The organism is Pseudomonas sp. NBRC 111132, assembly GCF_001320565.1.
GTDB classification, from domain to species: Bacteria; Pseudomonadota; Gammaproteobacteria; order Pseudomonadales; family Pseudomonadaceae; genus Aquipseudomonas; species Aquipseudomonas putida_P.
The window spans coordinates 18,313-42,482 of the sequence record NZ_BCBI01000041.1; the positions used below are offsets into that span (position 1 = coordinate 18,313).

Annotated in this window: 25 protein-coding genes and 1 pseudogene; 4 read left to right on the top strand and 22 right to left on the bottom strand. The window is 60.7% G+C overall.

All coding sequences use genetic code 11. The annotated features are described in order from the left end of the window. Nucleotides 1-17: 17 nt before the first annotated feature. The 11 genes from paaE to paaF form a co-directional block, all read right to left on the bottom strand. Nucleotides 18-1,094 (bottom strand): 1,2-phenylacetyl-CoA epoxidase subunit PaaE, encoded by a 1,077-nt coding sequence (gene paaE, locus APH35_RS18955; protein WP_060515267.1) that lies wholly within the window; start codon nucleotides 1,092-1,094, stop codon nucleotides 18-20. Between the two features lie 15 nt (nucleotides 1,095-1,109). Beyond that, nucleotides 1,110-1,643 carry a 1,2-phenylacetyl-CoA epoxidase subunit PaaD gene (paaD, locus tag APH35_RS18960; protein ID WP_012272260.1) on the bottom strand — a complete coding sequence of 178 codons (534 nt, stop codon included), beginning with the start codon at nucleotides 1,641-1,643 and terminating at the stop codon, nucleotides 1,110-1,112. After that, nucleotides 1,630-2,388: a 1,2-phenylacetyl-CoA epoxidase subunit PaaC gene (paaC, locus tag APH35_RS18965; RefSeq protein WP_060515268.1), complete on the bottom strand. Its 759-nt coding sequence runs from the start codon at nucleotides 2,386-2,388 to the stop codon at nucleotides 1,630-1,632. Before paaC ends, paaD begins: the two co-directional genes overlap by 14 nt. Nucleotides 2,389-2,396: 8 nt before the next feature. Beyond that, complete coding sequence (paaB, locus tag APH35_RS18970; protein ID WP_004374528.1) at nucleotides 2,397-2,678, bottom strand: 1,2-phenylacetyl-CoA epoxidase subunit PaaB; 282 nt, start codon at nucleotides 2,676-2,678, stop codon at nucleotides 2,397-2,399. A 25-nt stretch (nucleotides 2,679-2,703) separates the two neighbouring features. Next, nucleotides 2,704-3,693, bottom strand: a complete 990-nt coding sequence (gene paaA, locus APH35_RS18975) for a 1,2-phenylacetyl-CoA epoxidase subunit PaaA (RefSeq protein WP_060492378.1) — start codon at nucleotides 3,691-3,693, stop codon at nucleotides 2,704-2,706. Nucleotides 3,694-3,899: 206 nt separating this feature from the next. Continuing rightward, nucleotides 3,900-5,219 (bottom strand): phenylacetate--CoA ligase PaaK, encoded by a 1,320-nt coding sequence (gene paaK / locus APH35_RS18980; protein ID WP_012272257.1) that lies wholly within the window; start codon nucleotides 5,217-5,219, stop codon nucleotides 3,900-3,902. A gap of 121 nt (nucleotides 5,220-5,340) precedes the next feature. After that, nucleotides 5,341-6,561 (bottom strand): 3-oxoadipyl-CoA thiolase, encoded by a 1,221-nt coding sequence (gene pcaF, locus APH35_RS18985; RefSeq protein ID WP_060515269.1) that lies wholly within the window; start codon nucleotides 6,559-6,561, stop codon nucleotides 5,341-5,343. Then, nucleotides 6,554-6,994 (bottom strand): hydroxyphenylacetyl-CoA thioesterase PaaI, encoded by a 441-nt coding sequence (gene paaI / locus APH35_RS18990; protein ID WP_060515270.1) that lies wholly within the window; start codon nucleotides 6,992-6,994, stop codon nucleotides 6,554-6,556. The genes pcaF and paaI overlap by 8 nt, the downstream gene beginning before the upstream one ends. After that, nucleotides 6,987-8,504, bottom strand: coding sequence for a 3-hydroxyacyl-CoA dehydrogenase PaaH (gene paaH, locus APH35_RS18995; protein WP_060515271.1), 1,518 nt, complete (start codon nucleotides 8,502-8,504; stop codon nucleotides 6,987-6,989). Before paaH ends, paaI begins: the two co-directional genes overlap by 8 nt. Nucleotides 8,505-8,506: 2 nt before the next feature. Continuing rightward, the gene (paaG, locus tag APH35_RS19000) at nucleotides 8,507-9,298 is read right to left on the bottom strand and encodes a 2-(1,2-epoxy-1,2-dihydrophenyl)acetyl-CoA isomerase PaaG (protein ID WP_012272253.1); all 792 of its coding nucleotides are present in this window, start codon (nucleotides 9,296-9,298) and stop codon (nucleotides 8,507-8,509) included. 34 nt (nucleotides 9,299-9,332) lie between these two features. Beyond that, complete coding sequence (paaF, locus tag APH35_RS19005) at nucleotides 9,333-10,106, bottom strand: 2,3-dehydroadipyl-CoA hydratase PaaF (protein ID WP_060515272.1); 774 nt, start codon at nucleotides 10,104-10,106, stop codon at nucleotides 9,333-9,335. A gap of 354 nt (nucleotides 10,107-10,460) precedes the next feature. On the opposite strand from paaF, the gene paaY reads away from it, so the two are divergent. Then, complete coding sequence (paaY, locus tag APH35_RS19010; protein ID WP_012272251.1) at nucleotides 10,461-11,060, top strand: phenylacetic acid degradation protein PaaY; 600 nt, start codon at nucleotides 10,461-10,463, stop codon at nucleotides 11,058-11,060. A gap of 77 nt (nucleotides 11,061-11,137) precedes the next feature. Continuing rightward, nucleotides 11,138-12,061, top strand: coding sequence for a phenylacetic acid degradation operon negative regulatory protein PaaX (paaX, locus tag APH35_RS19015; RefSeq protein WP_176729444.1), 924 nt, complete (start codon nucleotides 11,138-11,140; stop codon nucleotides 12,059-12,061). A 137-nt stretch (nucleotides 12,062-12,198) separates the two neighbouring features. Here paaX and rfaD read toward each other — a convergent pair. The 7 genes and pseudogenes from rfaD to APH35_RS19050 form a co-directional block, all read right to left on the bottom strand. Beyond that, nucleotides 12,199-13,159, bottom strand: a pseudogene (gene rfaD, locus APH35_RS19020) (ADP-glyceromanno-heptose 6-epimerase). Between the two features lie 267 nt (nucleotides 13,160-13,426). Then, nucleotides 13,427-13,666: a hypothetical protein gene (locus tag APH35_RS29450; RefSeq protein ID WP_231118577.1), complete on the bottom strand. Its 240-nt coding sequence runs from the start codon at nucleotides 13,664-13,666 to the stop codon at nucleotides 13,427-13,429. A 35-nt stretch (nucleotides 13,667-13,701) separates the two neighbouring features. Continuing rightward, nucleotides 13,702-14,190 (bottom strand): aromatic amino acid lyase, encoded by a 489-nt coding sequence (locus APH35_RS29455; RefSeq protein WP_060515273.1) that lies wholly within the window; start codon nucleotides 14,188-14,190, stop codon nucleotides 13,702-13,704. A gap of 123 nt (nucleotides 14,191-14,313) precedes the next feature. Continuing rightward, nucleotides 14,314-15,063 carry an amino acid ABC transporter ATP-binding protein gene (locus APH35_RS19035; RefSeq protein WP_123108812.1) on the bottom strand — a complete coding sequence of 250 codons (750 nt, stop codon included), beginning with the start codon at nucleotides 15,061-15,063 and terminating at the stop codon, nucleotides 14,314-14,316. An 11-nt stretch (nucleotides 15,064-15,074) separates the two neighbouring features. Further along, nucleotides 15,075-15,734 (bottom strand): amino acid ABC transporter permease, encoded by a 660-nt coding sequence (locus tag APH35_RS19040; protein WP_012272245.1) that lies wholly within the window; start codon nucleotides 15,732-15,734, stop codon nucleotides 15,075-15,077. Between the two features lie 9 nt (nucleotides 15,735-15,743). Then, entirely contained in the window at nucleotides 15,744-16,391 is a 648-nt protein-coding gene (locus APH35_RS19045; RefSeq protein WP_012272244.1) for an amino acid ABC transporter permease, read from the bottom strand. 65 nt (nucleotides 16,392-16,456) lie between these two features. Then, the gene (locus tag APH35_RS19050) at nucleotides 16,457-17,245 is read right to left on the bottom strand and encodes an ABC transporter substrate-binding protein (RefSeq protein ID WP_012272243.1); all 789 of its coding nucleotides are present in this window, start codon (nucleotides 17,243-17,245) and stop codon (nucleotides 16,457-16,459) included. Nucleotides 17,246-17,532: 287 nt separating this feature from the next. On the opposite strand from APH35_RS19050, the gene APH35_RS19055 reads away from it, so the two are divergent. Continuing rightward, nucleotides 17,533-17,973: an Lrp/AsnC family transcriptional regulator gene (locus APH35_RS19055; protein WP_012272242.1), complete on the top strand. Its 441-nt coding sequence runs from the start codon at nucleotides 17,533-17,535 to the stop codon at nucleotides 17,971-17,973. A 52-nt stretch (nucleotides 17,974-18,025) separates the two neighbouring features. Here APH35_RS19055 and APH35_RS19060 read toward each other — a convergent pair whose 3' ends face one another. Beyond that, complete coding sequence (locus tag APH35_RS19060) at nucleotides 18,026-21,073, bottom strand: aminotransferase class III-fold pyridoxal phosphate-dependent enzyme (protein ID WP_060515274.1); 3,048 nt, start codon at nucleotides 21,071-21,073, stop codon at nucleotides 18,026-18,028. Nucleotides 21,074-21,216: 143 nt separating this feature from the next. Here APH35_RS19060 and APH35_RS19065 point away from each other — a divergent pair, with 143 nt between their 5' ends. After that, on the top strand, nucleotides 21,217-21,657 hold the full coding sequence (locus APH35_RS19065; RefSeq protein WP_004374903.1) for an Lrp/AsnC family transcriptional regulator: 441 nt from the start codon (nucleotides 21,217-21,219) through the stop codon (nucleotides 21,655-21,657). A gap of 15 nt (nucleotides 21,658-21,672) precedes the next feature. Here APH35_RS19065 and APH35_RS19070 read toward each other — a convergent pair whose 3' ends face one another. The 3 genes from APH35_RS19070 to APH35_RS19080 form a co-directional block, all read right to left on the bottom strand. Next, nucleotides 21,673-23,025 (bottom strand): sensor histidine kinase, encoded by a 1,353-nt coding sequence (locus tag APH35_RS19070; RefSeq protein ID WP_060515275.1) that lies wholly within the window; start codon nucleotides 23,023-23,025, stop codon nucleotides 21,673-21,675. After that, a complete protein-coding gene (locus APH35_RS19075; protein WP_060515276.1) occupies nucleotides 23,001-23,666 on the bottom strand; it encodes a response regulator in 666 nt (221 codons plus the stop codon). The genes APH35_RS19070 and APH35_RS19075 overlap by 25 nt, the downstream gene beginning before the upstream one ends. A gap of 67 nt (nucleotides 23,667-23,733) precedes the next feature. Further along, complete coding sequence (locus APH35_RS19080; protein ID WP_060515277.1) at nucleotides 23,734-24,159, bottom strand: hypothetical protein; 426 nt, start codon at nucleotides 24,157-24,159, stop codon at nucleotides 23,734-23,736. Nucleotides 24,160-24,170 lie beyond the last annotated feature (11 nt).

Below are 24,170 nucleotides of genomic sequence, written 5' to 3' on the forward strand. Positions count from 1 at the left end.
AAACAGGCGACGCGGTGTCAAAGCTGGTCGAAATCGAGCACCACCTTGTCGCTCACCGGGTAGGTCTGGCACGACAGCACGTACCCGGCCGCCACTTCGTAGTCTTCAAGGGCATGGTTGCTGTCCATTTCCACTTCGCCCTCGATCACTCGGCACTTGCAGGTGGAGCACACGCCGGCCTTGCACGAGTAGGGCAGCTCGGCGCCGATGGCGTTGCCGGCGTCCAGCACGTTCTGGGTGTTGCGCGGCAGGTCGAAGGTCAGCGCGCGGCCGTCGCTGATCACGGTGATATGGCTGAGCGCCGCGTCCACCTGGCGCGCAGCTTCGCGGGCCTCGCGTCGGGCTTCGTTGCCGGCAGCGGCGAACAGCTCGAAATGGATACGCTGTTTTTCCAGGCCGTTGGCTTGCAAGCTGTCACGCACCGTCTCGGTCATTGCCTGCGGGCCACAGATGAATGCGGCGTCCAGGCCGGGCACGTCCAGCCAGCGCGAGAACAGCTGGCCGCACTTGTCGGCGTCGATGCGGCCGTTGTACAGGTCAACGTCCTGTTGTTCGCGGCTGAACACGAAAATCAGGTTCAGGCGGTCGAGGTAGGTGTTTTTCAGGTCTTCGAGCTTGTCGCGAAACAGCGCGCCCGAGCTGGAACGGTTGCCATACAGCAAGGTGAAGCGGCTGTTCGGCTCGCTGGCCAGGGTCGTGGCAATGATCGACAGAATCGGCGTAATGCCACTGCCGGCCGCCACTCCCAGGTAATTGCCCTGGCGAGTCGGGTCCAGCGGCACGAAGAAGCTGCCCGATGGCGGCATCACTTCCAGCTGCTGGCCGGCCTTGAGCACTTCGTTTGCAAACGCGGAAAAACGCCCGCCTGGCACACGTTTGACGGCCACACGCAGCTCGCCGTCCTGCACCGCGCTGCAGATGGAGTAGGAGCGGCGGACTTCTTCGTTATCCAGCTGGGTACGCATGACCAGGTACTGCCCCTGGGTGAAGCGGAATTGGTCCTGCAGGTGCTCGGGTACATCGAAGGCGATCGACACCGCATCACGGGACTCGTTGCGCACTTGCTTGATGGTCAGGCTGTGAAACTGGCTCATGGCGTTCTCCACGGCTCAAATGCATTTGAAATAGTCGAACGGCTCCAGGCACTCGCGGCAGCGGTAAAGCGCCTTGCAGGCCGTGGAACCGAACTGGCTGAGCAATTCGGTATGGGTGCTGCCGCATTGCGGGCAGCACACCTGAGGCGCTTCGCCAAGCAGGCTGCGTTTGCTGGCGCTGCCTTGCGGCGGTGCGATGCCATAAGCACGCAGGCGCTCGCGGCCCAGCTCGCTGATCCAGTCAGTGCTCCAGGCCGGGGTCAGCCGGCGCTCAAGCGCTGGTGCGGCGAAACCGGCCTGTTCCAGCGCCTGGCGGATATCACCCTCGATCACCTCGGTGGCCGGGCAACCGGAGTAGGTCGGGGTGACCACCAGGTGCAGGTGGCCGGCCCGCCAATCGAGGTCGCGCACGATCCCCAGGTCGACCACGCTGACCACCGGGACTTCCGGGTCCATGACCTGGCCCAATACCGCCCAGGCGCGTGCCAGGTCGCCCCCTTGCAGCGCCCGCGCACCGCGGTCGCCGGCAATCAGCTCACCAGGTTGCATCGGGGTAGGCCCTTGGCAGGAACTGCATCTCGGCCAGCAGCAGGCCCAAGTGCTCGGTGTGCAGCCCTTTGCGGCCATCCAGGTAGAAGTGGCTGGCGGCCTTGGGCAGCGGCAGCTCGACCGAAGTGAAGGTCGTTGTGACCTGTTGGAGCCAGGCGGCACCGACAGCGGCAGGGTTGGCGCCGATACCGGCTTCGGCCAAATGCACTTCGTTGTCGCTGCCGGTCGTGAGTTCGACAGTGAAACGCCACAGTGACGGAATAGCGGCGAGCATGCGCTGGCGGCTTTCTTCGGTGCCATCACCCAGGCGTTGTACCCACTCGCTGGAGCGGCGCAAGTGGTAGGTGACTTCCTTCAGGGCCTTGGCGGCGATGCCGGCGACACGCGCATCGCTGGACTCGACCAGCCCCTGAAGCACGGCGAAGTGCCAGGCGTCGTAGAGAAACTGCTTGGTCATGGTCACGGCAAAGTCGCCGTTGGGTTGCTCGACCAGCAGCAGGTTGCGGTAGGCGCGCTCGTCACGGCGCAAAGCCAGGGCATCGGCATCACGGCCGTCATCGAGCAGCTCGGCGGCATACTCCAGCCAGTTGCGCGCCTGCCCGACCAGGTCGAGGCCGACGTTCATCAAGGCCAGCTCTTCTTCGATGGCAGGCGCACGGCCACACCATTCGCAAAGGCGCTGGCCCTGCACCAGGGCACTGTCGCCGAGCAGCAGCAGGTAAGGAACAAGGGCTTCTTTATGCATGGCCAACCTCACATGTGTCCGACTTCGTCGGGCAGCTCGTAGAAGCTGGCATGGCGATAGACCTTATCGTCCGAGGGGGCGAACAGCGGGTCTTTCTCGTCGGGGGAGGAGGCGGTGATCAGCGCCGAAGGCACCACCCACAGGCTCACGCCTTCGCTGCGGCGGGTGTACAGCTCGCGGGCGTTCTCGATGGCCATGGCGGCATCGGCAGCGTGCACGCTGCCGACATGCTTGTGGTTAAGGCCGTGCTTGCTGCGCACGAACACTTCGTAGAGGGTCCAGACAGACATTTTCGATCTCCGCATCAATCGCCGCTCAGGCGGCGTTCTTGTTCTGTTGCTTGCGCGCGTAGGCCACGGCGGCCTCGCGTACCCAGGCACCGCTCTCGATGGCGTTGCGCCGAGTGGCGACACGTTCCAGGTTGCACGGGCCATTGCCCTTGATCACTTCGTAGAATTCGTCCCACTGGATTTCGCCGAAGTCGTAATGGCCGCGTTCGGCGTTCCACTTCAGCTCAGGGTCCGGGGCAGTGCAGCCAAGTAGCTCGAGCTGTGGCACGGTCTGGTCGATGAAACGCTGGCGCAGCTCGTCGTTGGTCTGGCGCTTGATCTTCCAGGCCATCGACTGGGCGCTGTTGGGCGAGTGTTCGTCGCTGGGGCCGAACATCATCAGCGCAGGCCACCACAGGCGGTTGATGGCGTCCTGGACCATGTCCTTCTGGGCCTGGGTGCCATGACGCATCATGGTCAGGAGCATTTCGTAGCCCTGGCGCTGGTGGAAGCTCTCTTCCTTGCAGATACGGATCATGGCGCGGGAGTAGGGGCCGTAGGAGGTGCGTTGCAGCACCACCTGGTTGACGATGGCCGCGCCATCTACCAGCCAGCCCACTGCGCCCATGTCGGCCCAGCTGAGGGTGGGGTAGTTGAAGATGCTTGAATACTTGGCCTTGCCGCTGTGCAGCTTGGCCACTTCTTCGTCGCGGTCGGCACCCAGGGTTTCCATGGCGCTGTACAGGTACAGGCCGTGGCCGGCTTCGTCCTGGATCTTGGCCATCAACTGCAGCTTGCGCTTGAGGCTGGGGGCGCGGGTGACCCAGTTGCCTTCGGGCAGCATGCCGACGATTTCCGAGTGGGCGTGCTGGGAGATCTGCCGGATGAGGGTTTGGCGGTAGGCCTCGGGCATCCAGTTCTTGGCTTCGATCTTGATTTCGGCGTCGATCTTTTCCTGGAAGTTGCGCTCCTCGGGGGACATTTCTTCCAGCGATTTGACGCGCTTGACTCCGGTTTCCACTAGCTGTGCGTACATGAGTTCAGACTCCTGCTGAGGCATGAGTCATTTGTAAGCGATACAAAACATAACGTCAAACAGTTTTATATGTATCGAATAAGATTTGTGTATCACATTGCCCACCGACGGGGGGCTGCCTTGCAGGCCAATCGCGACGCAAGGCCGCTCCAACAGGCAAAAAAAAGCCCCGGACCATGCCGGGGCCGAAAAGGCAGCCGAATGACTCAGCTGGCCAACCGTTTGTCGAACACGTGGCACGCCTTGCCTTCTGAGCGCTTGAGCGTGCCGCAGGGTTGCAGGTGCACCTGGGTGCTGATGCCGATGTAGGTCTTGATCTGTTTGCTCAATTCCCCGATAACCAGCTTGCGCTGGCCTTCATCGAGGTGCTGGCACTCCGCACGCAACTCCACATGCACCTCGACACTGTCCAGGTTGCCATTGCGATACAGATGAATCTCATAAAGCTCTGAAAGCTGTTTTATTTTTAATACCTGCTCCTCGATCTGCGTGGGGAACACGTTGACCCCGCGAATGATCAGCATGTCGTCACTGCGGCCGGTGATCTTGCCGATTCTGCGCATGGGCCGGGCGGTGCCGGGCAGCAGACGGGTAAGGTCACGGGTGCGGTAGCGCACCATCGGCAGCGCTTCCTTGCTCAGTGAGGTAAACACCAGCTCGCCCAGCTGGCCGTCCGGCAACACTTCGCCGGTGACTGGGTCGATGATTTCGGGGTAGAAGTGGTCTTCCCAGATGGTCGGGCCGTCCTTGGTCTCGATGCATTCCATCGCCACCCCTGGGCCCATGATCTCCGACAAGCCATAGATATCGAGGGCGTTGATACCCAGACGCTGCTCGATCGAGCGGCGCAGTTCATCGGTCCAGGGCTCGGCACCGAAAATGCCCAGGCGCAGCTTGAGGTCGTGCGGGTCGATGCCCTGGCGCTCGATCTCGTCGGCCAGGTTGAGCATGTAGGATGGGGTGACCATGATGATATCGGGCTGGAAGTCGCGAATCAGCTGCACCTGCTTCTCGGTCTGGCCGCCGGACATGGGGATGACTGTACAGCCCAGGCGCTCGGCGCCGTAGTGTGCACCAAGCCCACCGGTGAACAGGCCATAGCCGTAGGAAACATGTACCTTGTCGCCTTTGCGCCCGCCACCGGCACGGATCGAGCGGGCGACCACATTGGCCCAGGTGTCGATGTCGTTCTGGGTGTAGCCGACCACCGTCGGCTTGCCGGTGGTGCCACTGGAGGCATGCAAGCGCACCACGTCTTCCTGCGGCACTGCGAACATGCCGTAGGGGTAGTTGTCGCGCAGGTCGTTCTTGCCGGTGAAGGGGAACTTCGCCAGATCTTCAAGGCACTTGAGGTCATCGGGGTGGGCGCCGCACTCGGCAAAGCGCTGACGGTACAGCGGCACGTTGTCATAGGCGTGCTTCAGGCTCCAGCGCAAACGCTCCAGCTGATGCTGGCGCAGGGCGTCGACGCTGGCGGTTTCCATCGGGTCCAGCAGGGCACGATCGGCATCATGGTACATATTCATGGCTTCACTCGAATTGTTCTTGTACGCCGCGCGCCTGCGGTTGCAGGCCGCGCGGTGAGTGTCATGGAGGCAGCATATACGGCTGCGTTCAGTTCGGTAACAGGCGGATGGTGTGAACCGCTCAGAGGCGCTCGATGACCATGGCAATGCCCTGGCCAACGCCGATGCACATGGTGCACAAGGCGTAACGACCGCCCGTCTCTTCCAGCTCGTGCAGCGCCGTGGTCACCAGCCGCGCACCGCTCATGCCCAGCGGATGGCCCAGGGCAATCGCGCCACCGTTGCGGTTGACCCGCGCGTCGTCGTCAGTGAGGCCTAGCTCGCGCAACACGGCCAGACCTTGTGCGGCGAAGGCCTCGTTGAGCTCGATGACATCCAGGTCAGCCAGCGACAGCCCAGTCATTTCAAGTACCTTGCGGGTTGCCGGCACCGGGCCGATACCCATCAGCCGCGGCTCAACCCCGGCCACGGCCATGCCGAGGATGCGACCGCGCGCTTTCAGACCATGCAGGCGGGCAGCGTCGCTGCTGGCCAGTAGCAGGGCGCACGCGCCGTCATTGACCCCGGAGGCATTGCCGGCGGTTACGCTCCCCCCCTCTCGGAATGGAGTACCCAGCTTGGCCAACTGCTCCAGCGTCGTGTCGCCGCGTGGGTGCTCGTCATGCTCGACCACTTTGGCCGGGCCTTTGCGCTGCGCAATCTCGACCGGCACGATTTCCCGGGCCAGGCGGCCTCGGGCCTGCGCTGCGGCAGCCTTGTGCTGGCTGCGCAGGGCGAAAACATCCTGGTCGGCGCGGGAAATACCAAACTGCTCAGCTACGTTCTCGGCAGTTTCCGGCATCGAATCGGTACCGTAGGCGGCCTTCATCCGTGGGTTGACGAAACGCCAGCCGATGGTGGTGTCGAACAGTTCCGCCGTGCGACCGAATGCCTGTTCCGACTTGCCCATTACAAACGGCGCACGCGACATCGACTCCACGCCGCCAGCCAGCATCAGCCCGGCCTCACCACAGCGCAGGGCGCGGGCCGCATTGCCGATGGCATCCAGGCCAGAACCGCACAGGCGGTTGATGGTAGTCCCCGGCACTTCGAGCGGTAGCCCGGCCAGCAGGCTGGCCATGTGGGCCACGTTGCGGTTGTCTTCGCCTGCCTGGTTGGCGCACCCGAGGATCACGTCATCAACGGCCTTCCAGTCCAGTTCGGGGTGGCGCTGGATCAACGCCTTGAGCGGGACGGCCGCGAGGTCGTCGGCGCGAACGCTGCTCAAGGCGCCGGCATAGCGGCCAATGGGGGTGCGCACGGCGTCGATGATCAAGGCATCGGCGAGGGTCGGTTCAGTCATCTTGCGTCTCCTGCGCCAGCACGGTGCCGCGCACTTTGTAGGATTTGCCATGGAACATCGCCACCAGCTCACCGCGCTGGTTGTCGATGCGCACGTCGTACAGGCCGGTACGGCCTTTGCGGCTGACTTCGCTGGCGTGAGCGGTGAGCACGTCATCGCGCAATGCCGGGGCCAGGTAGTCGATGCTGCAGCCCAGCGCCACGGTGGCTTGGTCGTAACTGTTGCAGGCGAAGGCAAACGCCGAATCGGCCAAGGCGAACAGGAAGCCACCATGACAGGTGCCATGGCCCTGAATCATGTCGGCACGTACCGGCATGCGCAGGCTGGCCCGGCCCGGCCCGGCACCCAACAGGCTGATGCCCAGGCCCTGAGTGGCCTGGTCCCGGGCGTACATGGCGTCGGCACAGGCTTGTGCCAGTTCCACTTCAGTCATGCAGGGTGCCTCCTTTGGCTTCGCAGCGGCGCAACAGCAGGGAAGGGCGGTAGCGACTCTCGCCATAGCTGCGTTGCAGGTTGTCCAGTACGCGCAGGGTGTGGCCAATACCGATGTTCGCGGCCCAGGCCAGAGGGCCGCAGGGGTAATTGACGCCGGCGCGCATGGCCAGGTCGATGTCGGCAACGCTGCCGACACCCTGCAACACGGCATCGGCGGCTTCGTTGGCGAGCATCGCGACGGTGCGCAGTACCACCAGGCCTGGCAGGTCGGCGACGCCGGTCACTTTAAGGCCTGCGCGCTGCAGCAGGGCAACGGCTTGGTCGCGGGCACTTTCGCTGGTATCGGCCGACCAGCTAATGGCGATACGCGTGGCGCTGCCGTAGTCCAGCGCGAGGTCGAGCAGCACCAGGTTGCGCAGGCCGTCTTCACGGGCGCGTTGGCTGGCCAAACGGCCGTCGGACAGGGCCAGGGTGGCATCGCCCACCTGGATCAGGCCGCTGCCGGCGCGCTGGGTCACGGCAATGCCGCTTTGGCGCAGGCGTTCGGCCAGCGGTTGCATCACGCCCAGGCAGCCCTCGACAACGCAGGCACCTGCAATGGCGAGGCTGTGCAGTTCGGCAGGCTGGGGGCGTTCGGCGCCCTCGGCATAGCTATAGAAGCCCTGGCCGGTCTTGCGCCCAAGGCGACCGGCGTCCACCAGTTCTTTCTGCACCAGTGATGGCTGGAAGCGGAAATCACCATAGAACGCATCGAAAACCGAGCAAGTGACAGCGTAATTGACGTCGTGGCCGATCAGGTCGGTGAGTTCGAACGCCCCCATGCGGAAGCCCCCGGCCTCGCGCAGCAGCGCATCGAGGCTGGCGCAATCGGCGGCACCTTCTTGCAACAGGCGCAGGCTTTCGGCATAAAACGGCCGCGCCACGCGGTTGACGATAAACCCCGGTGTAGAGCGCGTGTGCACCGGCTGTTTGCCCCAGGCCTGGGCAGTGGCATAGATGCATGCGGCAACTGTCGGGGCGGTTGCCAGGCCAGACACCACTTCGACCAGCGCCATCAATGGAGCAGGGTTGAAGAAGTGCATGCCGACCACGTGCTGCGGGCGCTCAAGACCGGCAGCAAGGCTGGTGATGGACAGCGACGACGTGTTGCTGGCAAGAATGCAGTCGGCGCCGCACAGGGTTTCGAGCTGACTGAACAGCGCCTGTTTCACCTGCAGGTTTTCGACGATGGCTTCAATCACCAGGCCGGCATCGGCCAGAGCTTCGAGCGTATCGACCGGGCACAGACGGGCGCTGATCGCTTCCCGTTCAACGGCCTGCAGCTTGCCCTTTTCCACTTGCCGGGCCAGCTGCCGATCAATACCCGCCACTGCCTGGGCAGCTGCCCCCGGGCGGTTGTCATAGAGCTTCACTGGGTGGCCGGCCTGGGCCGCCACCTGGGCGATACCGGCGCCCATGGCACCGGCACCGATCACCGCCACCTGCACATTGCTTGCGAGTGCGCTCATGTTCAGCGCCCCTTGAAAACTGGCGTGCGCTTGTTCATGAAGGCACTCACGCCTTCGCGGTAGTCCTCGCTGCGCCCGGCCAGGCGCTGCAGGTCGCGCTCCAGCTCCAGCTGCTCGTCAAACCCATTATCGAAACTGGCATTGAGGCTGCGCTTGATCAGCGCCAGGCCGTAGGTGGGCTGGGTGGCAAGCTGGCGGGCGAGGGCGAGGGCTTCGTCTCGCAGTGCGGCATCATCCACCACCCGGTGGATCAGCCCCCATTGCTGGGCCTGCTCGGCGCCAAGGCGCTCACCCAGCATGGCCAGGGCCTTGGCCCGCGCCATGCCAACCAGGCGCGGCAGCAGCCAGGTGCCGCCAGAGTCCGGCACCAGGCCGATCTTGCAGAAGGCCTGGATGAAGCTGGCGGAGCGGGCGGCCAGCACCAGATCGCAGGCCAGCGGGATATTTGCGCCAGCGCCGGCAGCCACGCCGTTGACCGCACAGATCACTGGCAGCGGCAGGTCGCGCAGGGTGCGCACCAGCGGGTTGTAGAACTTGTCGATCGACTCGCCCAGGTCCGGTATTTCGGCGCCGGGGGCAACGTTGCGGTCGGACAGGTCCTGGCCGGCGCAGAAGCCCCGGCCTTCAGCCGTCAGCAACAGCACCCGCGCTTCACTGCTCTGGCGTACTTGCTTGAGTGCTTCGCGCACTTCCATGTGCATGGCGGTGTTAAAGCTGTTCAGTTGCTCGGGGCGGTTCAATGAAAGGAGGGCAACGCCGTCCTCGATGGAAAACAGGATGTGCTGGAAAGTCATGACAGACTCGCTCCGTCAGTCGAGGGAATGATGTTTAGCGGCCCTGGAAACGAGCCTGGCGCTTTTCCTGAAAGGCCCGGATGCCTTCGTCCCGGTCGGCAGTACCGGCCAGCAAGGTGAACGCATGGCGTTCGAAGCGCAGGCCACTGGCCAGGTCGGTATCACCGGCCTTCAGTAGCGCCTCCTTGGCCAGGCGCACGGCAAGCGGCGCCTTGGCAGCGATGCTGCGGGCGACCTGCATGGCGCGCTCGACGGTAAGTTCGGGCTGGGAAATTTCGCTGACAAGGCCCGCCTGCTGGGCGTGGCGAGCGGTGATTGCTTCACCGGTCAGAACCATCTGCATGGCCAGCGGCTTACCGACGGCACGCAACAGGCGCTGGGTGCCGCCGGCACCGGGAATGATGCCGAGGTTGATTTCTGGCTGGCCGAAGCGGGCATCGGTGCCAGCGATGACGATGTCGGCGCACATCACCAGTTCGCAACCGCCACCCAAGGCGTAACCATTGACAGCGGCAATCAATGGCTTGGTGAATGCCGCGATGCTTTGCCAGTGGGCTACGCGCGGATCATTGAGTATGCCGACCAGGTCGCGCTCGGCCATTTCCCGGATGTCGGCACCTGCAGCGAATGCCTTGGCGCTGCCGGTAATCACAACAGCGCCGATCTGTTCGTCGCCAGCGGCTGCTTGTAACGCAGCAGCCAGTTCTGCCAGTAGCTCGGTGCACAGGGCATTCAAGGCCTCGGGCCGTTGCAAGGTAATGAGCTGAACGCCGTGTTCGGGCGCCTGCACAGCGAGATATCGCGGCATGTCGGGTTCCTCTGGCTGCACGCACGGCACATCGTGGGGCCGGCATTTCTTGGAATTGTTTGCAGGGGCGTGATGCGGGATCACGACCAGGTGCGGCCAGTATATGCATTACGCGATACATAAATGCAACATTCAAAAATGCATCTCGTATCCCTTTGTTGTATTTTTTGCCAGCATCATCGACCTTATAAATTCTTGATGAAACGTTTGATCAAGGCATTTAGGCAGACGATTTGCCACTTTCTTTCAGCTTACTTGGCCTGACTGAAGCGATACACGATCTACCCGGTTGACGACGAAATGTCTTGTGATACAAGATCGAATGGCATTTCAAATCATTTCAGGAGCTTTGCCATGCCTTGCTATCGACTGGACGGCCTGACGCCCGTGGTTCATCCCACAGCCTACGTGCACCCCAGCGCGGTCCTGATCGGTGACGTCATCGTTGGCCCTCGTTGCTACATAGGCCCTCTGGCGTCGCTGAGGGGCGATTTTGGCCGCATCGTGCTAGAGGAGGGCGCCAACCTTCAGGACACCTGCGTGATGCATGGCTTCCCAGGCGGTGACACCGTAGTGGAGCGCAATGGGCACGTCGGCCATGGTGCCGTGCTGCACGGATGTCGCGTGGGTGAGGACGCCTTGATCGGCATGAACGCGGTGGTGATGGATGGCGCCCACGTAGCGCCACGCTGCATCGTTGCGGCCACAGCGTTCGTCAAGGCTGGCTTCGAATGTGCCGTGCAGAGCCTGGTGATGGGTTCGCCGGCTCAGGTCAAGCGCCCATTGACCGATCAGGAGCTGGCCTGGAAGCAGCGCGGCACCGCGCAGTACCAGCATCTGGCGCAGCGTTGCATGAACAGTATGGTCGAATGCCCGCCGCTGGCCGAGGCAGAACCGGGGCGCCCACGCATGGAAGACTCCGGTGTCAGGCCCAAGGGCCAGGCAAGCGCATGAACCTGGCAGTGACACGCCATGGCCAGGCGGCCCGCCGCACAGGTATAGTCGGTGCTTTCTCCGCGCACAGTTCGCCCATGAGCAATCTTGCCCCACTGAACAATTTGATTACCCGCTTTCAGGAGCAGACGCCGATTCGCGCCAGCTCTCTGATCATCACGTTGTACGGCGATGCCATCGAGCCCCACGGCGGGACAGTCTGGCTAGGTAGCCTGATCAATCTGCTGGAGCCGATCGGCATCAATGAACGGCTGATCCGCACATCGATCTTTCGCCTGACCAAAGAAGGTTGGCTTACCGCTGAAAAGGTTGGCCGGCGCAGTTACTACAGCTTGACGGGCACTGGCCGCCGACGTTTCGAAAAAGCCTTCAAACGCGTCTACAGCCAGAGCCAGCCCGCTTGGGACGGCGCCTGGACGCTGGTGTTGCTGTCACAACTCGAGGCTGGCAAGCGCAAGGCCTTGCGTGAAGAGCTGGAATGGCAGGGGTTCGGCGTCATGGCCCCGAACCTGCTGGGCTGCCCAAGGGCTGACCGTGCCGACCTGGCTGCCACGTTGCGCGACCTTGAAGCCAGTGACGACAGCATCGTCTTCGAAACCCACACCCAGGAGGTTCTCGCGTCCAAGGCCATGCGCGCCCAGGTGCGGGAAAGCTGGCGTATCGAAGAGCTGGGGGAGCAGTACAGCGAGTTCATCCAGCTGTTCAGGCCGCTTTGGCAAGGTTTGAAAGAGCAACAACTGCTGGATGCGCAAGATTGCTTCCTTGCACGCACACTGCTGATACACGAGTACCGCCGCCTGCTGCTGCGCGACCCGCAACTACCGGACGAGCTGCTGCCAGGAGATTGGGAGGGAAGGGCTGCGCGACAACTGTGCCGCAATCTCTATCGGCTGGTGTTTGCCAAGGCAGAGGAATGGTTGAACGCTGCGCTGGAAACCGCAGACGGACCATTGCCGGATGTGAACGAGAGCTTCTACAAGCGTTTTGGTGGGTTGGCCTGAAGAAAAAGTGCAGGCATTAACCTGACCTTTTATATAACTACACTAAATGACTATTTAGTGTAGTTATCGTCAATAATTCACCAATAAATCGCATCAAAGCAGGTAAAAGCATCTGCCAACCACACAAATGCGCAACATCAAGCTGCCGCCGCTTGCTTGAAAGGAGCGGGCGGCGGGCTTTGGTTACCCTGCAACCAGTCACAGTAGCGGGCCACGCCTTGCTGGACTGTCAATGTAGGCGCCTTGTAACCAGCAGCGCGCAAGCGCTCCAGGTCGGCACAGGTGTAGCACTGGTATTTGCCACGCAAATGATCAGGAAATTCGCTGTACTCCAGTACCCCCTGCAACGTCGTTGAATGGCTGGGCACGACCACTGCCAACATTGAATATGCCACTGAGTTGTGGTCGCTCAAGGAAGAACATATTGACCTTGACCACATCCTCAACAGAGACGAAATCCCGCAGATGGCCACCGCTGGGGAAGTCCCCATAGCTACCGAACAAGCTGACTTTTCCGCGAGCCTGGTACTGATTGAAGCAGTGTAAGGCCACTGAGGCCATCGGGCCTTTATGCTGCTCATGGGGCCCGTAGACATTGAAATAACGCAAGCCGACGACCTGGCTGCGAGCCGCCGTCAGTTGCCGGCGCACCTGTTGATCGAACAGAAACTTGGAATAGCCATAGACGTTCAGCGGGCGTTCACACTCACGCTGTTCGCTAAAGATGCGTCCTGCGCCGTATACGGCGGCCGATGATGCATATAGCAGCGGGATTTCCTGGTGCTGTGCATACGTCAGCAACTCACGGCTGAACCGGTAGTTGTTGTCCATCATGAAACGACCGTCGCCTTCGACGGTGCTTGAACACGCACCCTGGTGCAGAACGGCGCGCACCTTGCCAAACTGGCCGCGACCGAACCGGTCGAGAAAATCGTCCTTGTCCAGGTAATCGGCAATTTCACTGTCGGCCAGGTTGCTGAACTTGTCGCCATCGGTCAGATCGTCGACGGCAATGATATTGGTCTCGTTGCGTTGGTTGAGTGCCTGAACGAGATTGCTGCCGATGAATCCCGCGGCGCCGGTTACGATGATCGTCATGCCAGATTCCCCGTGAGGGTGCGGAGCCCGCATTTTACTCAAGGCAATGTGAGCCAACCTTAACCTGGATCAATTAAGCCAACGGTTTGAATGAGTGAGGAGCTTGTGCTGACTTAACATCTGGCCGTCCACGGTACGGCACTGAAATATGAAGTTACTCATAATGCATATTATGTTAAATCGTGTATTTGAGGGTTCGCCACAGGTGATTTGATCGCTCAACAAACTCCGGAGCCGGCCCGGTATATCCACCGGGCCGGTACGCAATCACAGATTGGCAAGCACGCGATCAATGACTGCGAGCACTTCGCCCTCGCGTAGTTGCTCAGTCACCGCAACGATATCGGCGTAGAACGCGCGGTCTTCATTGGCCACTGGCACGCGACTGCGCACCAGTTCATAGAGCGCACGCGTGGCACTGGAGGCCTTGCCCACCTCATGAAAGTCCAGGGCCTGGCAGCCGACCAGGATCTCGATGGCTAGCACCGACTCCAGCTTGCGCGACACTTGGTACGCCTTTATGGCTGCGTTGAAGGCAAAGCTCACCGGGTCTTCTTGGTTGCCACATCGGAGATCTTCGCCAGGTTGGTCATTGCGTTGCACAGCGTGTCCGCCGCCATGCCGATGTAGGAACCATCGAAGTTCGCCCCGGAGATGGCGATACCGTCATCGTCGCTGAGCGGGTAGATCACCGGGTTGTCGCCCGAGGAGCCGATCTCGTTGTCGATGCAGGCCTGGGCGTAGGCGATGAACTGCTTGGAGGCACCATGCACCTGGGGGATGGCGCGCAGGCTATAGGTGTCTTGCAGGCGGTAGTCGATGTTCTCCTCGATCAGCTGGCTGTCACCCAGCAACTGCTTGATATAGCGAGCGGTCTGCGCCTGGGCGACATGGGCCTTGACCGAGTGGTAGCGCGGGTCGAAGGCCCGAATGGTGCCCTTGAGTACCTGCAGGGAAATGGCCGCGGCCACGTCCGCCGCCTGGGCCGCCTGGTTGGCGTTAGTGAATTGTGCGATGCGTGGTGGAACCATTACTGATCAGGATTTGGTAGGCCGGCTTATTGGCCAAACGCGGGGTTTGCTTCTGCATATCCCCCAGGTATCTGGAAGCGACAACTTAAAAAATAGGAGGCTTCGACTCATTTTTCCGGTGAACTAGCGGTCATGCAGATGCTTTTTCAGAAAAGCCCGGGTGCGGTCCTGAACTGGGTTGCTCAGGATTTCACTCGGAGTACCCTGCTCCACGACCACCCCGCCATCCATGAACACAATCTGATCGGCCACCTCCCCCGCGAAACGCATCTCGTGGGTGACGATCAGCATGGTCATGTGTTCGGCCGCCAGTTGCTTCATGACCAGGTTCACTTCCTCCACAAGCTCGGGGTCCAGCGCCGAGGTCGCCTCATCGAACAACATGACCTTGGGTTGCATGGCCAGCGCACGGGCGATGGCAACACGCTGTTTTTGCCCCCCAGACAAACGTGATGGGTACTCGTCGATCTTGTTAGCCAACCCGACCTTCTGCAAGTACTCCAGGGCTAACGCCCTGGCCGCACTTTTCGAGTAGCCTTTCAACTTCACAGGCCCTATCGCGATGTTTTCACAGACGGTAAGGTGCGGGAACAGGTTGAAGTGCTGGAACACCATGCCCATCTGTTGGCGCACCCGGTTGATATGCTGTTCGAAGGCGCGGCCTTTCAAGGGCCGGTTGACCTGATCGCCGTCAAGCCAGACCTCACCACCATTAAGCACTTCGAGATGATTGATCGAGCGCAGCAAGGTACTTTTACCCGAGCCGCTGGGGCCAATGATGGCGACAATCTGCCCACGCGACACCGACAGGTCGATACCCTTGAGCACTTCAAGTGCACCGTAGGCTTTACGAGCGCCCTTCACTTCCACCATAACGTTGTTGTTCATCGTGACATCTCGACCTTTGCTTCAATAAGATGCAACCCAGCCTCGAGCACCAGGTTGGCCACGTAGTAGATCACCGCCACGGCGATGTAGAACTCAAAGGGGCTGTACGTTTCGCTGACTGCCAGTTGGGCGCTGTAGACCAGTTCGGCGATACCAATGATCGATACCAGCGACGTGTCTTTGAGCAAGACAATGAGGTTGTTCCCAAGCGGCGCAATGGTTTTTCTGAGCGCCTGCGGAACGATGATGTAGCGCTGGGTCATTGCCTTGCTCAGGCCAATCGAGCGCGCGCCTTCTATCTGGCCAGGGTCAACTGCCTCGATCCCCGACTTGATCACATCAGCGTTGTACACCGCAAAGTGCAGGCTCAGCCCGATGATTCCGGCAGCCAGCGCCGGAATATCGATTCCCACCTGAACCAACCCGTAGTAGATCAAATACAGTTGCAGCAACAAGGGCGTGCCCATCAACAGCCAGGTGACGAAACGCACAGGCAATGCCATGGCCCTGGGCGCATACAAGTCGATCAGGGCAAACAGCACGCCCACCACCACGCTGATGACACTGGAACAGAGAAACATGACAACCGTCCACCACAGGCCGGTCGCCAGCATTTCATAGTAAGGCGTGATGACACTCAGGTTTAATCCTTCCACGGGTACTCCTCACTTGGTCGCGTATCGCCGGTCCAGTACTTCCACCAAGTACTTGACCGAGTAGACCATGACGATATAAAGCAACGCCGACACCATGAATATCTCGAACGGTTTGTAAGTTGAGCTGATGAAGCGCTGCGCGGTATATGTCAGTTCAACAACCGAAATGGCCGACACCAGGGCAGAGCCCTTTATCAGGCCAATGGCATTGACGCCAAGCGGCCTGATCATGAGTTTCAGTGCTTGTGGAATGATGATGAACAACAGCGTCTGCCTGCGGCTGAAACCAATTGACCGTGCGCCCTCCTCCTGGCCAGGGTCGACGTTGTCGATAGCACCTCTGATGGACTCGGACATATACGCAGCGATATTCATGCCTAAGCCGATCACCGCAGCAGAGAATGGCTCCAGCTCTATGCCTATCTGCGGCCCGCCAAAGTAAATAATGAACAACTGCACGAGGCAGGGCGTACCGCGAAATACGCTGACGTAAATCTTGGCTGCCCATCGCAGGATAATGACTGGCGATAACCTGCCTGCCACGAGAATGATTGCCAGGCCCAAACCCAGTAATAATGAAAGTAATGAAATTTGCACAGTTACCCAAGCGGCTTCCATGAAAAACGGGTAGGTACGGAGGATCAATGACAGGTCCATAAAAACCACTCACAAAGTTCAGCCAACCTGGCCCAACCTGTCGGCCAGGCCACTGCAGGTGTGCATCAGCGGATGTCGCTACCCACCCATCTCATGGAGATTTCTTTATAAGTGCCATCGGCCAGGATCTCGTCCAGGGCCTTCTGCAACTGGGCCTTGAGTTCAGGGTTGTTCCTGCGGATGGCAATGCCGAGGCCTTCACGGCCACCCTGCTCGTCGGGCAGGTTGATGATGCGCACTTTCTGACCGGTTTCCTTTACCGCAACCATGACCGGAATGCTGTCCATCACTACCGCATCGATACGCCCGGCATCCAGGTCGACCAGCATTTCCGGCAACCCTTTATAGGTGCGCACTTTAAGATTGCCGCGAGCACGCGCCCATTTGTCATGCGAGTCGCCCAAGGTAACGCCAACGGTGACGTCCTTGAGGTCATCCAGCCCCTTAATCGGAGAGCCTTCCTTTACACCGATGGTACGGCCTGCATGGTAATAAGGCCCCACGAAATCAACGGCTTTCAGCCGCTCGGGAGTAATGGTCATCGAAGCGATGACGGCGTCATACTTTTTGGCTAACAGCCCGGCAATAATGCCGTCGAAGGGGGTGGTGATGATTTTTATCTTTACACCCAAGCGCTGGGCGAGTGCTTCACCAATGGAGGCGTCGAAACCCACAATTTCATTCTTTTCGTTGGCGAAACTGAAGGGAGCGTACTGGCCGCTCATGGCCACGCGCAGTATTTTTGATTCTTGAACTGCCTGCAAGTCATCGGCCTGCGCCACGCCCTGAGAGAACAATGCAATTACTGCCACTGCGCTGGATGCAAGTAGCATCCTGGTTTTTCTTACCCGCATCGAGGCACTCCTTGGAAGTTTGTATTTCTTATTGTCTGGGGCGCTGATGGCCCCTCCTTCACAAAGAGCTTTGCACACGGACACCTTGAAATCACCCTGCAATGTGCGTGTTCGGGTGGCACATTGCCGGGATCGACCGACATAATGTCGGCGCTACTTCGACCGGTTTCAAAACTGGAGTAGTGTCTTGCAATGCACCAAAAACTAGCAAGTATTCGGCTGGCGTGCCTCCTGCACTTCACTGGGGCATCCGGCCATTTACCGGTGAACAGGCAGGAGTGCCAGCATTGCGCGAATTAGACATCAAAGATCGGGAAATCCTCGAGATACTTTCCAAGGAAGCACGCGTGGCACTCAAAGCGCTGGCGGCAAGAATCGGCCTGTCGCGAAGTGCTACCAGCGAGCGGGTTTTGCAGCTGGAGCGTAGCGGGGTCATTCGCGGCTACCGTGCCGACATTGGTGAAATCGATGCCAATGTAATACGGGCGATTATCCTGGTAGCACTGAAACGTACACCAGCACTCGGGCTGCTGGACCTGCTGGCACAAAACGCCCAGGTGAAACGGGTTTCATCGGTCAGCGGGCAACTCGACCTGGTGGTCGAAGTAGAGGCGAGGACGATCGATGACTTGAACCGGGTACGAGACGCTGTGGCGTGCCATGACTCTGTAGACGACATCACTACGGCGGTGGTGCTACGGCGCGATATTGACCGCCAAAAAGCCTGAGCACACGACAAAGGGCGTGCCCCTCGGCACGCCCTCCTGCCCAGCCGATAGGCTATTTCAGCGCTGCGATGAAGCTGTCTTTCAGCACCTCGAGCAGGAAATCGGCATTGGCCCGGCTGAAAATCATTGAAGGCCGCATTTTCAACACATTGTCATGCGGGCCCTCGGTGCCGATCAACACGCCGCGCTCCCTGGCGCCGTCGGCTACTTTCCTGGCCAAGGCCGTGGCCGGCACCTTCGACTGACGGTCAGTGACCAGCACAATGCCGAGGAACAGGCCCAGGCCGCGCACATCACCAATCACATCAAATTGCTGCTGCAGCTTGCGGAAACCATCGAGCAGGTAATTGCCAACGTTCAAGGCATTTTCCTTCAACTGGTCGCGCTCGATCGCATCGAGCACTGCCAGGCCTACCGCGCACGACACGGGGTTGCCGGCGAAGGTATTGAAATACTCCATGCCGTTGTTGAAGGCATCGGCAACCTCGCGCGTGGTCACGACCGCCGACATCGGGTGGCCGTTACCGATCGGCTTGCCCATGGTGACAGCATCCGGCACTACGCCCTGAGTCTCGAATGCCCACCAGTGGCTGCCGACGCGGCCAAACCCGACCTGTACCTCATCGGCCAGGCACAGCCCACCTTCGGCGCGCACCATGGCGTATACCTCCTGCAGGTAGTGTTCGGGCAGGAACACCTGCCCCGCCACGCTGGGAATCGACTCGGCAAGGAAAAAGGCGGGCTTCTTGCCTGCCTTGCGCATGGCATCCAGTTGCTCTGCTACCGACTCGGCAAAGCGCTTGCCGTGCTCTTCCACTGGCCAATGCTCGGGCGCGTAGTAGCTGTCCGGGACCACCGCCTCGTAAACATGCGCCGCCCTGCCTTTGCCGGCCTTGCGCTTGTACTTGTATGGGCTCAGGTCGATGAGCTCCTGGGTGGTGCCGTGGTAGGCCCAGTCCAGCACGATTGCCTGGTCACTGCCTGTGTAGTTGCGCGCCATGCGCAGCATCAAACTGTTGGCTTCACTGCCCGAACAACCAAAGGACGCGACGCAAAGCCCCTCTGGCAAGGTGCCGGTCAGGCGTTCGGCATATTCGACAATGTTGTCATGAAGGTAGCGGGTATTGGTGTTCAATCGCCCAGCCTGACGGGTCAAGGCTTCGACCACATCGGGATGGCTATGGCCCAGGTGGCAGACGTTATTGAAGCAGTCCAGGTAAGCCCGACCGAAGTTGTCGATCAGCCATACGCCATCGCCACGCACGAACTTGATCGGGTCAGTGTACGAAATTGACAGGTTCGGTAGCAGCAACTCCTTGCGCTTGGCAATGATCTGGGCCTTGGTCATCCCCTGCTGGTCGTAGGTCTCTGGTGGAATACCGGCCAACATCGAGGCATCAGGGAACAAGTCAGCCCACACGTCACGGTACTCTGGCTCACCAACGCCAATGACCTCGCTCGCGGTCAGCTGGGTATCGGTGGCCATCTGCAGATGCAGGTGGGGGATCCAGCCGCCATTTTCATGGTCGGTGCCCATGTAACCGACCAGGTCGCCAGCCTCTAGCTTGTCACCGGCTTTCAAGCGGCCGAGCGCCTCATGGGCCATGTGCCCCCACAAGGTCAGAAATGGCGGGCAACCTGTCGGTGCGTGCTCGATCATCACCAGGCCACCATACCCAAGCGGGTCTGGTTCTATCTCGACGCTTCTGACGGTGCCGGCGATCGGTGCGTACAAAGGCGTACCCGCCGGCATCACCAGGTCGACACCCACATGCAAGGTGCGGCGCTGCCCCTTGATGAAACGGGACTCAAAAGCACTGTCGGTATAGATGGTGCGCAACTCGCCCCATGGCCCGATGGCCAGCGGCACCTTGTGCGCGGCAGAGAACGTGTCCCACCAGCGGGTCGCATCCGCAGGACGTTGCTCGGCCGAAGCGATGGTCATTTCGTGGCTGGCGTCGCCAAACGGCGCGATCACTTTGTTGAGGATGGCGGCTGAAGGGCGCACCAGGTCGGCGAACGCTTTGTGGTTATCCGCAATCCAGCGGCGGATTTCCCCGGCACCGTCGATGGCATCGAAACCACAGGCCTTGCGCAGGATGCCGGTGGCCAGCCGTGGGTTCATCGCATCAAGCTGTTCCAGCAGGCGCCAGGCAGGTGCTTCACTGATCGCCAGGTAGGGATTGTCGCCTGCCTGATCGTGCCGCGAAGCAGAAAACGTCACGCTGATGACCAGGCGCATGGCAATCAGGTTGAACAGCACATCAAGCTCTTGCGCTTGCAGCGGGTATTTTTCATGGAAGCCGGCCACCAGCGCAGCAGCAGCGCCGATCGGGTCGTCCATGTCGAGAATGGCGTAAGCGCTGGCGATCGCGACTTCGGCAATCAGCACGCTATGCACTGCGTCGCCAAAGTCGATGAAGCCAGTTACGTTGCTGGTGGATTCGGCATCGACCAGAATGTTCCAGTCGTTGGCGTCGTTGTGGATCACCTGGGCGCGAAGTGAAGCCAGCCTGGGCTGGACAGTCTGCTCGAACTGGGTGATGAAACGTTCGGCAATGGCCCGCCGCTCGGGGCTCTTGATGCAGTGCAGGCGTGATCGAGCGCGCGCCGCATGGCGCAGGTCCCAGTCCAGTTCACGAACGGCGCCCGGGTGCATGAAGCCCTGCAGGGCGCGGTCAAGCTCACCGAGTGCCTGGCCGAAGTTTCTCATCAGCGCAAAGGAGCGCCTGGCCTCGGCGAGCGGCGTGCCGGCCAACCAGCTGACCAGGCGCACCGCGTGCTGTTCACCTGTGGCGCTGGTCACCGTCGGTAGGTAATCGCCCGCCACGCTGGCCCGCAGGTGGGGCACGCCCAAGTGCGCGCCATGCACGGCCAGGTGATCGAGCAGCGCGGTTTGAAACTCGCTTTCTACCCTGGGCTCGCTGGCATTGACGATTTTCAGGATCCAGCCTGCATCCATGCCCGTCTTCAGCCGGTAGTTGCAATCACGCTCCCCGTCCAGGGGCGTTGCAATGCCGGTGACATTGAAGAAATCTTTTGCAAGGCCCTCTGCATCGCTTGCCGAAAACCGAGGTGCCGGGTGGGAAAGGTCTGTCATATCATCACGTTCCGAGCGAGCAAATTGTTTTTTCAATAGCTTGTCATGCACCACCGAAACCGACACCCTGCATACGGTCGGGATCGACAGGCATTATGCCGGTTCCGGCCGGCATAAAGACGGCGAGCTTATTGGGTGGTGCAATGCGTGACCTGGACGCAAAAGATCGTGAGATTCTTGAAGTACTTTCGAAAGATGCGCGTATTGCGCTGAAGGCGTTGGCCGGCCGCATAGGCCTTTCCAGAAGCGCCACTACCGAGCGCGTCGCCAACCTTGAGCGCAGCGGGGTCATCCGTGGCTATCGCGCGGACATCGGCGAAATAGACGCCAACGTGATAAGGGCGATCTTGCTGGTGACGTTGCAGCGCACACCTGCCATGGGGCTGCTCGACCAGCTGGCAACGGACGCGCGCGTGCGGCGGGTTTCATCGGTGAGCGGGCAGCTTGACCTGGTGGTTGAAGTGGAGACCCGGACAATCGACGACCTCAACCAGGTACGCGACAATGTGGCACGTCACGAATCAGTGGATGACATTACCACGTCGGTGGTCCTGCGCCGGGATATCGACCGTCAGGGCGCCTGACACCCTGACGGATCGTCAACCGCTGTTTGTCACCCAACGCAAACATACCCGCCAGCCCTGGCGGCGCGCCGCATCGGTGTACCCCACGTCCACCTCGCCTGCGCAACGCTGAACAATGGTCCGTACTATCGACAGCCCCAGGCCGGAGCCTTCCCCCACCGAGCCAGTGCCACGATAGAACGGGTCGAACACGCGCTCCCACTCTTGCGGGTCAATGCCCGGGCCATCGTCGCTGACACTGAGCGTGACTTGGCCGACGCCCTGCTCCACACGCAGGTCGACATGGCCCGCCACAGGGGCATGGCGAATGGCGTTCTCGACCAGGTTGCTGATCACGGTCCTCAACTCGACTTCGCGTATGGGCAAGCGTGCATCGTCACCTTCCAGGCCGATGTCGAGCTGCTTCTGCTCGGCCAAGGGCATCAGATCTTCCAGCACCCGACGGCAGACTTCATGCAGAGAAACCGCAGCTGTCGGCAGCGCGCCGAGCTGGGCGCTCGCCAGCGCCAACAGTTGCTCGATGAGCTTGCGGCTTCTGGCGATACCAAGCCGCAGTTGGGCCACTTGGGCCTGGGCGCGGGCCGTCATTGCTTCGGGTTCAAGGCCTTCCACCTGCAGTGAAAGGGCTGTAAGGGGGGTGCGCAGTTCATGGGCTGCATCGGCGACAAAGCGCTTCTGGCTTTCCAGGGTGCGGGCAACACGCGCCAGCAGCCGGTTGATTGCCTGGATGAAAGGGCGTATTTCGATGGCCAGCATACGCTCATCAATCGGCCGCAGGTCCTGATCATCACGGCGGTCGAGCATTGCCGCCAAACTCGCGACAGGCCTGAACAGCTCGCGAATCAGGTTGGCCACCACCACCAGCAAAATGGCAAAGAGGATGGCGAATGGCAGCAATGCACGCCATGCGCTATCGCGGGCATCGCGATTGCGGCTGTCAATTTCCTGCGCAACGGCAAAACGCTTGCCGGAAGAATCGGTGTTCACCAGCACACGGAAAGGTTCGTTGCCGACATTTACGGTAGTCAAGCCATTGGCCACAGCGCCCGGAATGGGCAACGGCAACAGGCTGTCATCAGCATGGCTGACGGCCTGTCCATCAGCCAGATACTGGATGACGATGCGGGTTTCTTCATCGTCGCCTGGGACAGAATGCTCGTTGGCTGGGTAATGAAATGCCAAGCCTTGGCGCATGTACAATGCCGCAACCTGGCGCAGGCTGTTGTCCTGCAGCTCAAGCGCCTCATCGAAGGCCGAGAAGTAGCTGAATACCCCACTCATTGTCGCAACCAGCAGTATCGCCAGGGACAACCCTAGCGACAGGCGTAGCTGCAGGGACTGGTTCAGGCGCCTTTTGAGACCATCCATCCCAACCCCCTGATATTGCGAATCACATCCTTGCCCAGCTTGCGGCGCAAGGCATGGATGAGAAACTCCACCGCGTTGCTTTCAACCTCGTTACCCCACCCGTATAGCCGGTCCTCCAGTTCTGCCCGCGACAGGATCGCCCCCGGGCGGATCAGTAATGCCTGAAGCAAGGCGAACTCTCGGTTGGAAAGCTGAACAGGCGGCTGAGCCATCACCCTGGCGCATTTGCTGACAAGGTCCAGGCTGACCGTGCCGTTGCCCAGCTCAGGGGTTGCACGCCCGCCTTTGCGCCGCATGACGGCGCGCATCCTGGCAAGCAATTCGGCCATTTCAAAGGGCTTTTGCAAGAAATCATCCGCTCCGCCATCCAGCCCGCGCACGCGGTCATCAAGCTCCGCGCGCGCGGTAATGATCAGCAGGGGAATGGGGTTGTCGGCTGCACGCAGCTGTTGCAGCACTTGCAGCCCATCTTGCCCGGGCAACCCCAGGTCGAGCAGCACCTGGTCATAGGCCTGCGTGCGCAAGGCCGCCTCTGCGGTCAGGCCATCGGCTACCCAGTCCACCGCGTAACCCGCCGTTGCCAGCGCGTCCTGCAGTGCCTGGGCAATCATGCTGTCATCTTCGACCAGTAACACCCGCATTGCCTTCCCCAAAATGAGCACGTGATGGAACAATAGCCGAGTGCACGGTGACTGATTGTTCCTCGCTTCAACCTTGTCGTAGCCCTTGCAGGTTGTCGAAAGCTTTCAACAGGGCATCCATTGCCGCTTTGCAGTCATCCTGCTGCGGCTGGCCTGCACGCAGTGCATCGAGTGCCCGATCGATAGCCTTGTCCAGTACATGCCAGTCGCTGGCCGCGCGTGGCTTGATCCCGGCCTCGGCGTCGTCCCAGCTTTTTTCCAGGTCTTTGATGCGGGCCTTGGCAGCCGGTAAGTCCTGGGCATCGACCTTGGCCGCCACATCCTCGGCAATGGCCCGGAATGGGCTGAGGTCGCCCAGCTTGGTCGCTGCTTGGGCGCCCGCAGGTGCCTGCTGTGTTTGTTGTTGATCCGGTTTGGAACAACCTTGGGTTAGCAGCACGCCAAACGTGCAGGCGATTGCCAACGTCGCTATGCGTAAACGATGCGAAATCATGGGTAACTACC

Bases quoted from the DNA above. Each gene is read 5' to 3' on its own strand.
- paaE (WP_060515267.1), bottom strand. From the start codon at position 1,094: ATGAGCCAGTTTCACAGCCTGACCATCAAGCAAGTGCGCAACGAGTCC.
- paaD (WP_012272260.1), bottom strand. From the start codon at position 1,643: ATGCAACCTGGTGAGCTGATTGCCGGCGACCGCGGTGCGCGGGCGCTG.
- paaC (WP_060515268.1), bottom strand. From the start codon at position 2,388: ATGCATAAAGAAGCCCTTGTTCCTTACCTGCTGCTGCTCGGCGACAGT.
- paaB (WP_004374528.1), bottom strand. From the start codon at position 2,678: ATGTCTGTCTGGACCCTCTACGAAGTGTTCGTGCGCAGCAAGCACGGC.
- paaA (WP_060492378.1), bottom strand. From the start codon at position 3,693: ATGTACGCACAGCTAGTGGAAACCGGAGTCAAGCGCGTCAAATCGCTG.
- paaK (WP_012272257.1), bottom strand. From the start codon at position 5,219: ATGAATATGTACCATGATGCCGATCGTGCCCTGCTGGACCCGATGGAA.
- pcaF (WP_060515269.1), bottom strand. From the start codon at position 6,561: ATGACTGAACCGACCCTCGCCGATGCCTTGATCATCGACGCCGTGCGC.
- paaI (WP_060515270.1), bottom strand. From the start codon at position 6,994: ATGACTGAAGTGGAACTGGCACAAGCCTGTGCCGACGCCATGTACGCC.
- paaH (WP_060515271.1), bottom strand. From the start codon at position 8,504: ATGAGCGCACTCGCAAGCAATGTGCAGGTGGCGGTGATCGGTGCCGGT.
- paaG (WP_012272253.1), bottom strand. From the start codon at position 9,298: ATGACTTTCCAGCACATCCTGTTTTCCATCGAGGACGGCGTTGCCCTC.
- paaF (WP_060515272.1), bottom strand. From the start codon at position 10,106: ATGCCGCGATATCTCGCTGTGCAGGCGCCCGAACACGGCGTTCAGCTC.
- paaY (WP_012272251.1), top strand. From the start codon at position 10,461: ATGCCTTGCTATCGACTGGACGGCCTGACGCCCGTGGTTCATCCCACA.
- paaX (WP_176729444.1), top strand. From the start codon at position 11,138: ATGAGCAATCTTGCCCCACTGAACAATTTGATTACCCGCTTTCAGGAG.
- APH35_RS29455 (WP_060515273.1), bottom strand. From the start codon at position 14,190: ATGGTTCCACCACGCATCGCACAATTCACTAACGCCAACCAGGCGGCC.
- APH35_RS19035 (WP_123108812.1), bottom strand. From the start codon at position 15,063: ATGGTGGAAGTGAAGGGCGCTCGTAAAGCCTACGGTGCACTTGAAGTG.
- APH35_RS19045 (WP_012272244.1), bottom strand. From the start codon at position 16,391: ATGGACCTGTCATTGATCCTCCGTACCTACCCGTTTTTCATGGAAGCC.
- APH35_RS19050 (WP_012272243.1), bottom strand. From the start codon at position 17,245: ATGCGGGTAAGAAAAACCAGGATGCTACTTGCATCCAGCGCAGTGGCA.
- APH35_RS19060 (WP_060515274.1), bottom strand. From the start codon at position 21,073: ATGACAGACCTTTCCCACCCGGCACCTCGGTTTTCGGCAAGCGATGCA.
- APH35_RS19065 (WP_004374903.1), top strand. From the start codon at position 21,217: ATGCGTGACCTGGACGCAAAAGATCGTGAGATTCTTGAAGTACTTTCG.
- APH35_RS19070 (WP_060515275.1), bottom strand. From the start codon at position 23,025: ATGGATGGTCTCAAAAGGCGCCTGAACCAGTCCCTGCAGCTACGCCTG.
- APH35_RS19075 (WP_060515276.1), bottom strand. From the start codon at position 23,666: ATGCGGGTGTTACTGGTCGAAGATGACAGCATGATTGCCCAGGCACTG.
- APH35_RS19080 (WP_060515277.1), bottom strand. From the start codon at position 24,159: ATGATTTCGCATCGTTTACGCATAGCGACGTTGGCAATCGCCTGCACG.